General features: G+C 45.3%; 14 protein-coding genes. 13 read left to right on the top strand and 1 reads right to left on the bottom strand.

The genetic code is table 11. From position 1 onward, the window contains the following. Positions 1 to 227: GntR family transcriptional regulator (locus tag B3W37_RS04330; protein ID WP_483174888.1), on the bottom strand; the 227-nt coding region annotated here is incomplete at its 3' end. Positions 228 to 426: 199 nt separating this feature from the next. Here B3W37_RS04330 and B3W37_RS04325 point away from each other — a divergent pair. From B3W37_RS04325 to B3W37_RS04265, 13 genes are all read left to right on the top strand, one after another. Next, positions 427 to 993 (top strand): hypothetical protein, encoded by a 567-nt coding sequence (locus B3W37_RS04325; protein ID WP_483169157.1) that lies wholly within the window; start codon positions 427 to 429, stop codon positions 991 to 993. Further along, a complete protein-coding gene (locus B3W37_RS04320; RefSeq protein WP_483169156.1) occupies positions 980 to 1,816 on the top strand; it encodes a sensor histidine kinase in 837 nt (278 codons plus the stop codon). The genes B3W37_RS04325 and B3W37_RS04320 overlap by 14 nt, the downstream gene beginning before the upstream one ends. Next, a complete protein-coding gene (locus tag B3W37_RS04315) occupies positions 1,813 to 2,436 on the top strand; it encodes an accessory gene regulator ArgB-like protein (protein WP_483174887.1) in 624 nt (207 codons plus the stop codon). Before B3W37_RS04320 ends, B3W37_RS04315 begins: the two co-directional genes overlap by 4 nt. Before the next feature lie 4 nt (positions 2,437 to 2,440). Then, complete coding sequence (locus tag B3W37_RS04310) at positions 2,441 to 2,566, top strand: AgrD family cyclic lactone autoinducer peptide (RefSeq protein WP_481039407.1); 126 nt, start codon at positions 2,441 to 2,443, stop codon at positions 2,564 to 2,566. A 30-nt stretch (positions 2,567 to 2,596) separates the two neighbouring features. Beyond that, positions 2,597 to 3,364 carry a LytR/AlgR family response regulator transcription factor gene (locus B3W37_RS04305; protein ID WP_483174886.1) on the top strand — a complete coding sequence of 256 codons (768 nt, stop codon included), beginning with the start codon at positions 2,597 to 2,599 and terminating at the stop codon, positions 3,362 to 3,364. Between the two features lie 217 nt (positions 3,365 to 3,581). After that, the gene (locus B3W37_RS04300; RefSeq protein WP_483174885.1) at positions 3,582 to 5,843 is read left to right on the top strand and encodes a type I secretion system permease/ATPase; all 2,262 of its coding nucleotides are present in this window, start codon (positions 3,582 to 3,584) and stop codon (positions 5,841 to 5,843) included. Continuing rightward, positions 5,840 to 7,189, top strand: a complete 1,350-nt coding sequence (locus tag B3W37_RS04295) for an HlyD family type I secretion periplasmic adaptor subunit (protein ID WP_483174884.1) — start codon at positions 5,840 to 5,842, stop codon at positions 7,187 to 7,189. The genes B3W37_RS04300 and B3W37_RS04295 overlap by 4 nt, the downstream gene beginning before the upstream one ends. Before the next feature lie 49 nt (positions 7,190 to 7,238). Then, positions 7,239 to 8,261 carry a hypothetical protein gene (locus B3W37_RS04290; protein WP_483174883.1) on the top strand — a complete coding sequence of 341 codons (1,023 nt, stop codon included), beginning with the start codon at positions 7,239 to 7,241 and terminating at the stop codon, positions 8,259 to 8,261. 242 nt (positions 8,262 to 8,503) lie between these two features. Beyond that, the gene (locus B3W37_RS04285; protein WP_483174882.1) at positions 8,504 to 9,118 is read left to right on the top strand and encodes a hypothetical protein; all 615 of its coding nucleotides are present in this window, start codon (positions 8,504 to 8,506) and stop codon (positions 9,116 to 9,118) included. 81 nt (positions 9,119 to 9,199) lie between these two features. After that, positions 9,200 to 9,649, top strand: coding sequence for a RidA family protein (locus B3W37_RS04280; RefSeq protein ID WP_483174881.1), 450 nt, complete (start codon positions 9,200 to 9,202; stop codon positions 9,647 to 9,649). Beyond that, positions 9,649 to 11,547: a hypothetical protein gene (locus B3W37_RS04275; RefSeq protein WP_483174880.1), complete on the top strand. Its 1,899-nt coding sequence runs from the start codon at positions 9,649 to 9,651 to the stop codon at positions 11,545 to 11,547. The genes B3W37_RS04280 and B3W37_RS04275 overlap by 1 nt, the downstream gene beginning before the upstream one ends. Positions 11,548 to 11,699: 152 nt before the next feature. Next, positions 11,700 to 12,116 (top strand): hypothetical protein, encoded by a 417-nt coding sequence (locus B3W37_RS04270; RefSeq protein ID WP_483174879.1) that lies wholly within the window; start codon positions 11,700 to 11,702, stop codon positions 12,114 to 12,116. Between the two features lie 23 nt (positions 12,117 to 12,139). Continuing rightward, positions 12,140 to 16,104, top strand: a 3,965-nt coding sequence (locus tag B3W37_RS04265; RefSeq protein WP_483174877.1) for a calcium-binding protein, incomplete at its 3' end; no start/stop codon positions are given.

Raw genomic sequence — 16,104 nt, 5'->3', positions numbered from 1 at the left:
ACAAAAGAGCCCTTGCCGGTGACCGTCTCGATAAAACCGTCCCGCTCCAGTTCATCGTAGGCCCGCTTGGTGGTAATGACGCTGATTTGCAGCTGCTGGGCGAGGTTGCGGATCGAAGGCAGAGCATCGCCTGGCTTCAGCTCCCCTTTCAAGATATGGCCCTGGATCTGCCGGCGTATTTGTTCGTATATCGGGTCGGGTGACGCGTTGGAAAGAATAATGCGCACGATTAAGCCTCCATAGAGTACATACCATATATACCTTGCATAGTGTTTATAATTAATATATACAGTATGTAAGGTTGCCTGTCAAGAGTGGTTATGAACTTTAATCTGTGGCATCTACTGCTGCGATGCGTGGAAAATGACAAGGAATGTTGTCATATAAAAAACCAAAAGGTATGATTAAGCCTTTTATGCTGATAAATTGTCAAATCTAACAAAAGGAAATACAGTTAATTTAAAGAAGTTTAATAAAGACACTCCAATTAATGGAGGAATAGAGTTGCAATATATACCGTGGTTTCTTGTACTATTTATTTCAATTCCACAGGCCGTTTTGGTGATCTACATCGGTTTTAGCTTGTGTAATATCAGTGTGGATTTTAAGAAAAGCATTTTGTGCGCGCTTTTATTTGCTATCGCAACTTATTTTGTCCGGCCTTTGGCTATTCCACTGGTATTAAATACACTTATTCTCACCACATTTTTGATAATCATCACTGGCTTGATACTTAAAATACATCTGAAAAAGACCTTGATTGCCTGTTTGTTGGGAATCATGGTTTCCGGAGTGATTGAAAGCTTAGTTATACAGGTGTTATTGTGGATACGTCCTGATATAGCAGAGAAATTATTGGTTGACGCAGTACTGAATATATTCACCTATATCCCCGTATTTTTAGTCACCATAGCAGTATTATTGGTAGTTAAACGTTTTAACTTTGTTCTAATCAGTCTTGGTGAGCTAGGGGAAAACGATGAACAAAGATAGTGATTATTTTGTGATTATTACTATTCTTTTACAGACCTTACTGGTGATAACCATCAATACTGAAATAATAGTAGTTGAAAACCTGGGTTATCTTAAACAGGCCATACCTTTTATCAATTTAATCATCCTCATCATGTGTGTTATCAGTTTAATTTCGGTAAAAAATATTGGCCGGCACCGAGTCTATAGAACTAAAGCCTTAATGATGAAGAACCATCTTACTCAGGTAGAAGAACTCATAAGAACCCTGCAAGCTGAAAGACACGAATATTCCAAGCATATGCAGGCTATTCAATCATTAATGGGGCTGGGCCGTATTGATGAGGCCATCGATTATATGGACAGTATAACCGAGGGTATTATACCGCAATATGAAATGTGCTACATTGATCATCCGGCTTTATCGGCATTATTGAACAGTAAAAAGGCCGCCGCCGAGAAAAAGGGCATTGACGTGGGAATTTTTTTACATTCGGAATTGTCTAATCTTGATATACCTTCAAGGGATGTCTGCAGTATCGTGGGAAATCTGGTTGATAACGCCCTGGAAGCCGCAGTTGAAGCTGACAAGCCCAGGGTTGAGATTGAGTTCAGGCAGGATCATGATTCTTATATAATCGATGTTTATAACAATGGAGCGGCCATGCCGGCCGGAGTTGATGTTTTTCAAGCCGGAGTGAGTACAAAAATATCAGAATACCGCGGCTACGGTTTATATATAGTCCAAAAACTACTCAAAAAACATAATGGCCAAATAGAAATTAATTGTGATGATAATACCCATATTAGGATCAGACTACCCAGTAAGGTGTTGAAAAATTGATTCAAACGCTATCCAGGAAAATCGCGCAACAGTTAGCCGGCATATTAGAATCCAGTGACAACAGTGCAGCATGGTATGCCTATTCGATAGAGATCCTTTTATTATTATTGATAACTATGACACTGGTTGCAGGGCTGGCATTTCTATTGGGCACTATTAAGAACACCTTGATCTTCCTGGCGATATTTGCCCCGCTCAGGTGTATTGGCGGAGGGGTGCACATGAGTTCGGGAAATCGTTGTATAGTGGTCAGTACTCTTGTTTTTGTGGTTTTTGGCTATTTGAGTACTCTTGAAATCCCCATCAATTTTTTAACGGGTCTAATCACAACGGCATTACTGATGGGAATCTACACCACCATAAAATGGGTTCCGGCTGGTACCCATAAATACAATATCACTGATATCAAGGTTCGTTATATCAGAAAAGTTTATATGCTAATCGCCTTAATGATTTATGTCATCACGGCCTTTATTTTGATGCATAACGGTAAATCGGCAGAAAGCGTCGCCTTGACTTGGGGTGCATTGATAAGCCTTCTTCTGATTACCCCCATAGGTTACGGTATCATCGGAGTGGTTGACCACACTGTTGATATAATCGGCAAAAAAAGGAGGTGACATTATGATGAAGAAACTGTTAGTACCATTTGCGTCAGCATTTGCATTAGTATTGACCGTCGTAAGCGCGGCAAACATGAACGCATTTAAACTATTCTTACTCTATGAGCCAGATTCACCGGAAAAGTAAATAGAACAAAAAAAGCACAAAGAAGGGTTTATGTTGTTTGAGGTCCTAATTCTTGAAGACGAAGAATATAATCGGGAATTCTTAAAAAAAATTGTGAATGAAATACCAGAAGTGACAGGAACTTATGCTACTTCAAGCAGCAGTGAAGCGATTGAGCTTGCTCAGAAACATAGACCATCCTGTATTCTCCTGGATATAGAACTATGCCCGGGAGACATCAGTGGATTAGCTGTAGCCAGAAGCATATTTAGTATCAACCCTGACTGTTTTATGGTATTTATCACTGGTTATACTAAATATGCTCTGCAATCTTTTTTGGTCCACCCTTATGATTATATAATTAAACCCATTAATAAATCTAAACTCAAGGCGTTGATAAAAGAGATCGCCGATAAGGTCAGGCAGAGGAATACCATCCCCACCAGCATCATTATCAAAGGGAAAGGTGAATGTTATCATATTAGCAAGGCGGATATTCTATTTGTGGAGAAATATGGCAATGTAGCTTATATACACACCGGCGACAGAATACACAAGCTGTATCTGTCTCTTGACGAAATTGAGAAAAACCTCAGTAGTTCCTTCTTTAGATCTCACAAATCCTACCTTATTAATTTGAGTAAAGTGAAAAAAGTATATAAAGACGATAACAGGTCATACATGGTCAGCTTTGACAATTACGAGCTGACAGCGAGTATGAGCAGAAATAAATATTGCCAGTATTTACAAATAATCAATGACCAAACCGAAGGGTTCGTTTGTCTAACCCAACCGCCCACGAAAAACGAAGATAGTTAACAAAAACACAGTCCCCGCCGCTTCCAGCAAACCGCCATGGCCCCTCCTGGATTTGCCTTTTATGCCTGGGGCCCCAGGCTGACTCAGAGTATCTAGGAAAATGAAAGGATAAAAAAGGAAATATTTATTGAATATTATACCATAGCAATATAAAATATACTTAAAAGGAAAATATAGGACAATTTTTTCTAATTATAAGCCATCCTGCGGAGGAATAATGTCGGAAGCCGAAAACGAAAACACGATGGGAAAATCCCTGCGAAGCTTAATTATCCTAGCCCAGCTCAATCAAGTAGCACTAGACGGAGTTCAAATAGACCATAGCTTCAACTTGGAAGGGCGAGATCCCAACCGTGATGAAATCATGCTAATCGGAAAAAAATCCAACCTCAAAATGAAGAGCGTCCGGGTACAGACCGGGGCTCTTTTCAAACAGCCCGTTCCATGCCTCCTTGGCGATACCCAGGGAGGGTTTATTGTTTTGGCCAAAATGGAAGAGGGGAAGGCACTGGTGCTGGACCCGGAAAAGGGTCATCCTGAGCAGTGGGATGAAAAGTTATTATTAGAGCGGTTCTCCGGGGAAGTGATCCTCTGCAAGCATAAGGAAATTACATTGCGGAAGATGACCTTCGGGCTCAAATGGTTCATACCTACCATAATCAAGTACAAAAAGCCCCTGATCGATGTGCTGCTGGCGGCATTTGCCCTGCAGATCATAGGCCTGGCTTCTCCTCTTGTAATGCAGGTTATCATTGATAAAGTGCTGATGCACAAAGGCTTCACCACCCTTAAGGTACTTATGACGGGTCTTGCTGTCATAGTGGTTTTTGAGATGCTCTTGTCCCTGGCTAAGAACTACGTGTTCTCCCATACTACCAACCGTATCGATGTAATCCTTTCTGCCCGGCTCTTCGACCATCTTTTTAAACTGCCTCTCCGATACTTTGAAGTGCGCCGGGTGGGAGATACCATAGCAAGGGTAAGGGAAGTGGAGAACATCCGGCGCTTTCTAACAGGAACGCCACTTACCACCATATTAGATGTGATGTTTCTCGGCGTCTACATATTCGTGATGTTTCTATACAGTCACACGTTAACGTGGATTGTACTGGCGTCATTGCCTATTTATGCTGCCCTGTCCTTTATCATCACCCCCATGTTTAAAAACCAGTTGGAAGAGAAATTCAACACCGGGGCAGATATGCAGAGCTTCCTCGTGGAAAACGTGAGCGGTGTCCAGACCATAAAGAGCTTTGCCCTGGAGCCCCTCACCCAAAGACGGTGGGAGGATAAAATCGCCAGTTATGTGGAGGCCAGCTTCAAAACCAGCATCATCGGCGGCAGTGCCGGAGCCGTAGGGCAAACCATCCAGCGTGTAACCGATTTAGCACTATTGTGGACCGGAGTCCACCTCGTCATCACTGGTGCAATTACCATAGGTCAATTCATCGCTTTTCGGATGCTTTCCGGTCAGGTTAGTGGTCCCATACTTCGCATTGTAAACCTATGGCAGGAATTCCAGCAGACGGCAGTGTCTCTGGAGAGGTTAGGGGATATTTTCAATGCTCAGCCCGAACCCCATTCCGACATGCAGAAAATGCGTCTACCCGCAATTCGGGGATCCGTCGAGTTCCAGAACCTTACTTTCCGCTACCGTATGGACGCTCCAGAAGCTTTGAGAAATATTAGCTTTACCATTCCGGCCGGTAAAGTCATTGGGATCGTTGGTCGCAGCGGCTCCGGGAAAAGCACCATGAGCAAAGTCATCCAGCGGCTCTATATACCCGAAGGCGGTAAGATTCTCATCGATGGCCATGACATAGCCTTGGCTGATCCACACTGGCTCAGAAGACAGATCGGTGTAGTGCTTCAAGAGAACTTCCTCTTCAACGGCACCGTCAAAGACAACATCTGCATTCACAAGCCGGCTGCGGCCATGGAAGAAATTATTCACTGTGCAAATATGGCTGGTGCTCATGAATTCATCCTGGAACTCCCCGAAGGATATGATACACAGGTCGGTGAAAAAGGTGAAGCCCTCTCCGGGGGGCAACGCCAGCGTTTGGCTATCGCCCGGGCTCTTCTTGCAAATCCGAGGATATTAATCTTTGATGAAGCCACTTCCGCCCTGGACTATGAATCGGAAAATATAATCCAGAAAAATCTCGCCAAAATCTGTGCAGGCCGTACTGTTCTCATCATTGCCCATCGTCTCTCCACCCTGCGAAGTGCTGATGCCATCATGGTGCTGGATAAAGGGAACCTTGTTGAGTACGGCCCGGAAAAGGCTCTCCTGGCGCATAAAGGGCTTTATTATCATCTTTACAATCAACAATTTGGCAGTGTGCCTCCAAAAAATAATACCCAATCGTTAACACCGGGGCGGCAGGCACAGGTATTTGCATCGTCTGTACCCGCCGCTCCTACTGCATCCTCAGCTGAAGATATAAAGGACGACAGCCAGGAGGTTACCGCATGAAGCTGTTTAAGATTGATAAAGAAAAAGACTACCGGACAGAATTCCTGCCTGCTGCCCTTGAAATCATCGAAAAGCCTGAATCGCCACTGGGAAAGCGCATTATTTGGGGTATCCTTGCCATCATTATGCTATGCATATTGTGGGCGATCATCGGCCAGATAGATGAAGTAGCCACAGCCTCAGGAAAACTGATTCCAGATGGCAACATTAAAGTCATTCAGAGCATGGAGGGCGGAGTTATCACTGCCATCCATGTGCAGGAAGGTCAGCATGTTGAAATGGGCCAGCTGCTAATCGAACTGGACACTACTATTAACGCCGCTGAGCTTGATAAACTAAAAATCGCCCTGGACACCGCCAGGGTCGAACGGGCCCTGCTCCAGGCAGCCTGGGAAAGGAACAGCAGTAAGATTGACACCCTCCTACAAGAGAACAGCAGTCTGGGTATCGACCCCGAAGTGCTGCTGCGCCAAAAGGAACTGAGTACCCTGAAGCAGCAGAAACAGTCCCAGATGCAGAACTCCCTACGCACCACCGTTGCCCAGAGCACCGAAGAACTTACCATGGCCCAAAAAACCCTGGGTCAGATCGAAACAAAGATCCGCACTCTGGAAGATGAGGTGCGAATCCAGAAAATGTTGGCCGATGCTGGTGCAGTTGCGGCTCAGGACCTCATAAAAAAGCAAAACGAGTTAGAACTTATGCAACAGCAACGGGATTTTCAATTATCCCAGATCGATTTTTATCAAGCCCAGATAGACGGAAAACAAACCGATGTGGCCCTGAGTACTGTGGACTACCAGAAAACAGTTATGGAAGAACTGGTTGCTAAAGATAAAGCCATCCAGGAGCTGGAGAAGGAAGTAGAGAAAACGGCCAAGCGCCTCAGCCTTCAAAGCGTCATCGCCCCTGTTGACGGCATTGTGCAGGGAGTATCTGCCAACACGATTGGGGGTCTTGTAAGCAGCGAAACCCCAATCGTCACCATAGTGCCCGACAACACCCCTCTAGTATTGGAGGCCATGGTTCTCAACAAAGACATTGGCTTCGTACACACCGGCCAGCAGGTGGACATCAAACTGGATACCTTCCCCTTCCAAAAGTATGGCGCCATCCCTGGTGAAATCGTTAATATCAGCCCAGACGCCATCGAGGATGAAAAGCAGGGCTATGTATACAAAATTAAGGTAAAACCCCAGGCAACCACTCTTAAAGTCGGAAACAAAGATATGCCCATCAGCCCTGGCATGACCGCCCAGGCGGAAGTGAAGACCGGAACGAGGAGAATCATTGAGTTTTTCCTGCCGGGGGTGGAAGAGGTCAAGGATGGGTTTGAGCTAAGATAAAGAATCAGAATTGTGCGAAAAAACTTATTATGGTGACAGAGGAGATATCATGAATAAGAAAATATTTTCCATGCCCCTTAGCGCAACCATGAATGGAGACGAAATCAACCGGCTTTTCGTACCCTTTGTGAAGGAATATCATGATTATCTGTACGATATTTACTTTTCCTGTTTTTTACCGCCTTTCACCAATGATGCCATGGGCATTGGCAATGTATATTCAGATGAGGCAACACAAGATGTATTCGGGTTCATGATGTGGTGTCAGGATCGGTTTGGAGTTAAGGCTTCTGCCACCTTCAATAATTTTTCGGTGCTTCCCAATAAAGAAAACTTAGAACTATTCATTAAAAACTTGAAGCCCTATTATGATGCAGGCCTGCGGTCAGTAACGATCCCTCATTCGCATTGGATCAGAACAGGCTGGATTAAGCAAGAATATCCGGAGCTTTTTGTAAAAAACACGGTACTGCGCCGAGTGTACAACGCACAAGAATATGCCAATGCAGCTGAAGATGGATTTGATCTGGTAAATTTAGATTGTTCGGTTATTCGGGACAGGGATACACTGATCGAGCTCAAAGCGGCGTATGATCACTATAAAGTACCTATTTCACTTCTGCTAAACGAAATATGCCGAGGCAAGTGCCCTCTGCGGGATGAGCATTATTACCTTAACTGCAATTCAGACAAAGATAGTGCATATTTTTCACAAACCATCTCATCTGTAAGCTGTTCCAAATGGAGGAAGGAGATACCGCATTTCCAGCTGTTGGTGGCCGATCTGCCTAGTACCAGAAAGGGAATTGAAGAATATCTGGAATATGTGCAAGTGTTAAAGCTTCAAGGAAGGATAATGCGACAGCTGTTTGAGAGTTCAATGGACATTGTGAAACGATACGCAGCAGGAGATGAGATCGTTTTTCAAGCGAAGCATCAATACTTTGAAACCCTGGGTTTGAGTGATAAAAGCAGGGAAGCGTGGGAGAAAATCACCCGCAACTGCAAGTTCAACTGCTGGAAATGCAATATGTGTGAGACTGTGTTTAGTTCAAGGGCGGCTAACGAGTAATGAAAAACTACCTGCCGCACCCCAATATTAGCAATAAACCTAGATATATGACGACAAAAACAACTCAATGCAAGTTAGGATGGTTGTTTTTTACGAGGTGATTTATCGAAAGTAAGAACCATCCTAACTTTATCCGCAGCAACAAACGGAACAACAGTTGCATTTAAAAAAGATCGGGAGATGAAACAAAATCTTTTTTCCTAATAAATAACGAAGGAGCGAGAAAGGAGGTGGAATAAGTAATGATACCCCAACAACAGGTAATAGAGTTTGTTGAGAACTGGCGAGCGGCCAAAGATATAGATGCTAGTGCGGTTTTGAGTGAAGCTCAGATTGAACAATTTGCAGCAGACCTTCAACAGCAGGTCAGTAATCTAAACTTCGAGTCCCCAAAGCCGGGCGCTTCCATGATTGCATACAATGGAAGCAACTACGGTACCGGTGTTCCTGCGTGGGAACTGGCTAGGGCGGCTTCTGAGAACAGTAACGGGAGATTGGTCTACATTAGTGATTTTGAAGCAGGCCAACTGTTAAATGATGATGATTTCAAAGCAGCTGTCCAAGATACCCTTGGAGGAAATGAGGAGCTTCGCAAGCAGGTATTGCACGGCACTTATGATGCCGTCGGTAATCGTACTCCCTATGGAGCAGGGGGAATTCTATCCCTGGACGACTACGTTTCCAAGCGGATTATGATGGAGGCGGAAGGCAACGTAGTAACTTTAACAACCAAAATAAAAGATTACAGCGTGTTCACCCAGACGGAATTGCAGACTGATAAATGCAAGTTAGGATGGTTGTTGTTTGCTGGATTTATCGCAAGCAAGAACCATCCTAATTTGTGTTTGCAGCAATAACCGGAACAACAACTGTACCCAAATAATTATTTAGGAGGTGAAACAAAATCTTTCTTTCTAATAAATAACGAAGGAGCGAGAATGATGGCATTTGTGAATGAAGTTATTTCAGAAGCGGATAAAGAAAAACTAAAAGCATTTAATTTTAAAAATCCAGTAACACATGAGATAGTATCGCCGATGTATTGGACAATTGATCGTCAAAGAGATGTATATTTATTTGGATTAGGAGGGCAAGGCTCTTACGATACAGAAATACCAAGATTTTATACACTGGTTTGGAAAGGAAAAAAAATCGGATTACAAACTTTTTCCAAAGGTAAAGGGGATTATCAGTCTGGTGTAGAGCTTTGGTGGAAAATAACTGGAATATCGGTTCCAGAGAGTTTAAGACCACAAAAAGAAGAAGTGATGCAATTAATCAAAGAAGCTATAGATGCACATGGTTCAGGTTATAGAAGAGACCATGTAACCAAAGTAAATTTTGATTTAATTGAATGGCCGGTATTTTATGAGGAGGTGAATGAGTAATGGTGACCCAACAACAAATAATTGAGTTTGTTGAAAACTGGCGAGTGACCAACAATATAGACGCTAATGCGGTTTTGAGTGAAGCTCAGATTGAACAATTTGCAGCAGATCTCCAAATTGCGGTTAGCGAACTGAGTTTTGAATCACCAAAATCTGGTGCATCAGTTATTGCATACAACGGAAGCAATTACGGTACCGGTATTCCTGCGTGGGAATTGGCTAGGGCGGCTTCTGACAGCAGTAATGGAACACTAGTTTACATTAGTGATTTCGATGCGGGTAAACTAATAAATAATGATAATTTCAATACAGCTGTCACAAACGCGGTCGGTGATCCGGACCTTACAAATGAGATATTACATGGGGCAAAAGACGCCAATGGTTACCGCACACCGTATGGTACTGGAGGAATATTGTCCCTCGATGACTACGTTTCAAAACAGATCATGATGAAGGTCGAAGGCAACGTAGTAACGTTTACAACGGAAATGAAAGATTGTAGCGTTTTTACCCAAACAGAGTTACAGACTATAATGGACAACCCCAAAGTAACCTCGATAAACGGCATACCCAAGACAGAGCTAACCGCAATATTAAATGATACAAAATACGGTTTTACTTATACGGAGCGCATGGATCTGGTCAGAGAAACTATTGCGGTACAGTCACGCTTAGATTTAGCGGATGTTAGTTACGCGACAAAATTGAATATTGATACTGGTAAACTTGAAATTATCTGGACCGATGCCGCCGCCAAGATTTTGGGAGGAAGCTGCACGGGTATGCCAATTGAAGACGGAGTAACAAAATACACCTGTGCCGAACTAATAGAAATGTCCAAAACCGACCTGGAATCCTCCAGCTTAAGATTAGCCTATGTCCAAGGCAAATTTAACTTTGCTGAAGGGTTAAATAAACTTGGCTGGGCAGCATTCGTGGTGTCAACAGCCTATGATGCCTATCAGTATAAAGAAGCGTACGATGCCGGTGATACCGTAAAATGCAAACAAATCCTGGGTGATTGGCTGATCGAAGCCGGCGGCTCGGCAGTCGGCGGTACAGCGGGATGGCTTGCCACCGCAAGAACCCTTGCTATACTTACGACCATAGGCGTAGAAGCAGGAGCGGCAGGTGCATTTATAGTTGGAGCTCTAGGAGCTTATATAGGTTATAAAGCAGGGGAATTTGTTATGGACGAACTCCGGGCCCTCTTCCAAGAAGCCGAAGGTATCCGCTCCCCCCTCATCATAGACCTGGACGGCGACGGGGTTGAAACCATATCACTTGCTAACGGCACTCATTTTGATCACGATGTTAACGGCTTTGCCGAGCAGACCGGCTGGGTGGGCCAGGATGACGGTCTGTTGGTCAGAGATATCAACGGCAATGGCTTTATCGATAACGGTTCCGAACTATTCGGTAACAACACTTTACTGAACAACGGCGAAAAAGCCGCCAACGGCTTTGCCGCCCTGGCAGAACTGGACGAGAACCACGATGGCAAAATCGACAACAGCGATGCCGCCTACAGCCAATTGCGAGTATGGAAAGATACGGACGGCGACGGAGTTACAGATGCCGAAGAGCTTATGAGCTTAGGCGATGCGGGAGTTGCCTCCATAGCCACTGGCTACAATGAGTCAATGGTTACAGACGCCCAGGGCAACCAGCATCTGCAGAACGGAACTTATATCAAAGCAGACGGAACCACCGCTTCTGTTGATGATGTCTGGTTTAAAGCCGACCTGATGTATACAAAAGCAACCGAGATACTGGAAGAAACCCCGGAGATAGCGGGACTCCCTGATCTGCAAGGCTTCGGCAACGTCTACAGTTTGCATCAGGCCATGCTGCGGGACAGCAGCGGACATCTGCATAATTTATTAAACGCAAGTTAGGATGGTTGTTGTTTGTGGGGTTTACCACAAGCAAGAACCATCCTAACTTGTGTTCGCAGCAATAAACGGAACAGTCGCTATATACAAATAATTGATCAGGAGGTGAACCAGAAACATTTATTCCTTATTAAAATGATGGAAGGATGAGAAAGATGGCATTTGTAAACGAACATATGACCAAAGAAGAAATGGCTGATTTTGCAGCCAAAGCAATAAAAAATCCGGGTAACAGATTAATGACCCTAAAACCATACCGATGGACAATCGATCGAGAAAAAAACATATTTTTGCTATGGGCACTCCAGGAACGGGAGGAACCACATGACAAATATTTTCTGCTAGGCTGGGAGGGCATATACGTACCGGTGAAATTAAGAGATCTCTGGGTTAAGGGCTCTCCTCGCACATGGGAATTAATCTATATAAAGATCCCGGAGGAGTTGAAAGAAAAACAAAGCGAGATTATCCAAAGTCTAAAAGATGCGCTCGCGGTTTACGGATTTAATGGAAACCCTAATGAACCTTTTAATGCTATGAACCAAAAAACTAGCGTTGAATTTAATTTCTAGTATGCTGAGAGGAGGAACGAGATTTGAGTATTGAAAGTTTATCTTATACTGAGGCTATTGCTCAATTAACAGAATTAATGTCTCATCCTGAGAATGTAACTAAAGCAGATCTGACCGCTATTGTGGAGCGAGTATCAGTAGTAGATCCGCAAGCGGGACCTAACTCTACTACCTATCTATATAGTGGGTCAATAACTGCAGGTTCATATTCAGGCGATCTAGCTGCTGCAATTGCAGAAGCGGAAGGAACTATGGCGAGAATAATAGACCGCACTTCTGCTGGCGAATTTCTAAATGATGTCCGATTTTTAGATTCGTTAGAAACTGCATTCAAAAATGAAAATCCAGCATTCGCCTTGCCAGAGAATGCAACCCAGTTAACAGAAGCGGTTAATAACTACCTATATGATGCAACCGATGGGCCCTGGGCCAACCGCTCTGCCGCATTTGTGGAAATAACCGCCGGAAACGTAGAATGCATCGTTCCCGATGCTCAAACAGGCAGAGTATGGTGGGAAACAGAGCTTCCGAGGCTTCTTGCCAATCAAAATGTTCAGAGCATCAATGGTATTCCTAAAGCGGATCTAATCAGTATTAAGAATGATTTTATAAATGTTGGGTATGCAGAGGGAGAAGCAACAAGTTTCATACGTCAAATCATAACCCTTGAATCCAGGCTAAGACTATCAACAGTTGAGTATGCAACCAATGCCCAGGGTGAAGCCGTATGGACTAACATTGCGAAGCTGACAAGCGGAAGCAGCACTATAGCGCCGGAAGGACCCGGAATAACCAAAGTTGCCTGCAGTGATCTCATTGGGGTGCTTAGCCAAACTGACCTGTCGGCATATTCAGAATTAAAATCAGCTATGAATAAGGTAGTCTATACCCCTAAATATTTCGAAGCACTAAACACGACAGGCAAGGTCATAGGTTCAGTGGGCGTCGTATTGATTGGAGTCTCCGCGGCTTTCGCAGCTCATGATGCCTATGAAGCCTATCAAGCCGGTGACACCGCTGCATGTGAAAATATTATTCAGGATTGGCTGCTGAGTATGGCAGGAGCGATTGCCGGTTCTGGAATCACAACGAGCGTGGCGGCACCAATTCTGGCCGGTCTTGCCAGTCTTGGTCCATGGGGCGTTGCCGCTGGTGTCGTGGGCGTATTTACAGCTGGTATTTTTGGGGCTGTCATAGGCTATGAAGCTGGCCATGCCTTCAGCGAACTCATGGACGAACTCCGGGCCCTCTTCCAAGAAGCCGAAGGTATCCGCTCCCCCCTCATCATAGATCTGGACGGCGATGGAGTGGAAACCATCTCTCTTGCCCACGGTATCCATTTTGACCATGACAACAACGGCTTTGCCGAGCAGACCGGCTGGGTGGGCCAGGATGACGGTCTGTTGGTCAGAGATATCAACGACAATGGCCTTATCGATAACGGTTCCGAACTATTCGGCAACAACACCCTGCTGAGCAGCGGCTCAAAAGCCGTCAACGGCTTTGCCGCCCTGGCGGAATTGGACGAGAATCACGACGGCAAAATCGACAGCAGCGATGCCGCCTACAGCCAATTGCGGGTATGGAAAGATACGGACGGCGACGGAGTCACCGACGAGGGCGAACTGATAACCCTGGCCGATGCCGGCGTATCATCCATCAACACCGGCTACAGCACCTCAACCGTGGTGGATGCCCAGGGTAATGCCCACAAACAGACCGGTACCTACACAAAGGCCGATGGCACCAGCGCAGCCGTGAATGATGTCTGGTTCAAAGCCGACTTGATGTACACAAAAGCAACCGAGATACTGGAAGAAACCCCGGAGATAGCCGGACTCCCTGATCTGCAAGGCTTCGGCAACGTCTACAGCCTGCATCAGGCCATGCTGCGGGACAGCAGCGGACATCTGCAGGGACTGGTGGAGCAGTTTGCGGCTGAAAGCGATCCCGAGGTCAGAAAACAACTGGTGACCAATATTATTTATGCCTGGGCAGGCGTGGAAGATATTGACCCCAACAGCCGCGCTACCCAGGATCATGGCAATTTTATTGACGCCAGAAAATTAGAAGCCTTGGAAGAGTTATTTGGAGAAGAATATCTAGGCACCTGGTGCTGGGGCACGCAAGATCCCAATCCGCACGGCAAAGCGGCGCCCTACCTGCTGCAGGCTTTCGATATGCTGTCTGCTTCCGTCTATGCCCAGCTCATGGAGCAAACCCACTTAAAAGACATTTACAGCAGAATTACGTTTACCTGGGACTCGGCTAACAACGCTGTTGTTTTGGACCTTACCGGAGCGGCGGCATTGATAGAAGAAGAGATTGGCATTGATCCCGCCGCGGCCAAAGAACTGCTGGGTCAGTTTGTGGCCAATATGTATGCGCTCAAGATTACCGATCAAGTTGATTTCGATGCCTTCAGAGATGCTTTTGTCGCTATTGGCGAAGAATATGTAAGCATCATCGATACGGCCGGAAAGACTGAGATTACTGGTAGCGGCGGCAATGACAAGCTTTATGGCACGAACAGCGGAGAAGTCATCTGTGGACTGGGCGGAGACGACAGCCTCATCGGCAACGATGGCAACGATGTTCTGGATGGGGGCTTTGGCAATGATAAGCTGAACGGCGGCTCCGGCAATGATATCTATCTATTTGGCAAAGGCTACGGGGCGGATGTTATTTACGATTATGACAGCACTGCAGGCAACAACGATATAATCAGGATCGCTTCCGGTACTGCCGCCGATGAAATCGAAGTATTCCGCAGCGGCAAAGATCTTCAGCTGCGCATAGCCGCAACCTCCGATATGCTGACTATTAACAACTATTTTGAATCCTATTTGAATGGAACCCAGTTTACCCCCACTGACGACTATAAAGTGGAGCAAATAGAGTTTGCCGACGGCACCTTTTGGGATGAGAGCATAATTCGGGCAAAACTGGGCTATGTCAATGGCACGGCCGGCAATGACATTATGCAGGGCGGGAAGGGAACCGATACCCTCGATGCCGGCGGCGGTGATGATGTCCTGATCAGCAGCGCCGGTAAAGATACGCTGTTGGGAGGCAGCGGCAGCGATACATACCAGTTCAGCAGCGGATTTGGCGAAGATGAAGTCGATGATTTTTCCATTATAAATGGCGAAACCGATGTCATTCAGTTCAACGAAGGCATTCAAGCCAGCGATACGATCCTTAAACGTACAGGCAACAACTTGGAAATTACTTTTGCCAATAGTACAGACAAACTAATGGTAAAGGACTATTTCTATACAGAATGCTACGGGCCTAATTATTCCAAAATCGAAACGATACGTTTTGCGGATGGAACCGTATGGGATATAGAAACGGTAAAAGCCAGAACCAGTGTGCTGGAAGGAACTGAAAGTAATGATTTGATCAGTCCCTATGATGACGGGTACGATTCTTTTAACCAGACTATTAAAGGGTATGGTGGAGATGATGAAATTTATGGCTACAGAGGTAACGATATTCTGGAAGGGGGAGCCGGAAACGATATATTGAACGGCGGTACCGGTACCGATACCTATATATTTGCCCGCGGTTTTGGCCGGGATACCCTGATAGACAGCAAGGGCGGCAGCGATCAAACGATCTTAAGTTTCAACGATATTGCTTCCGGAGAAATCCTATTAAGCAGAGCTTTAGATTTCGGCAATGACCTGCTGATCAAAGTTACAGGCAGTGAAGATGAACTGCGGGTGAAAAACTTCTTCGCCGGCAGCGCAACCCGTATAGACAGAATAACTTTCAGTGATGGGATCGTCTGGAACAAAACAACCATCGAGGATCAGTTTAAAAATCTTATCACCACCGGCACAGAGGCTGCGGACACTATTCAGGGGATGATAGCAGCCGATCTGAGCGACGAAATACATGGGCTGGGCGGCGATGACATTCTTTATGGGAACGCCGGCAACGACAGACTCTATGGAGAAGGAGACAATGACACCCTGAACGG

The sequence above is a fragment of the Syntrophomonas sp. UBA5494 genome (assembly GCF_002426325.1).
The sequence above is the reverse complement of the archived record's forward strand: the minus strand, read 5'-3'. Positions and strand labels throughout refer to the sequence as shown.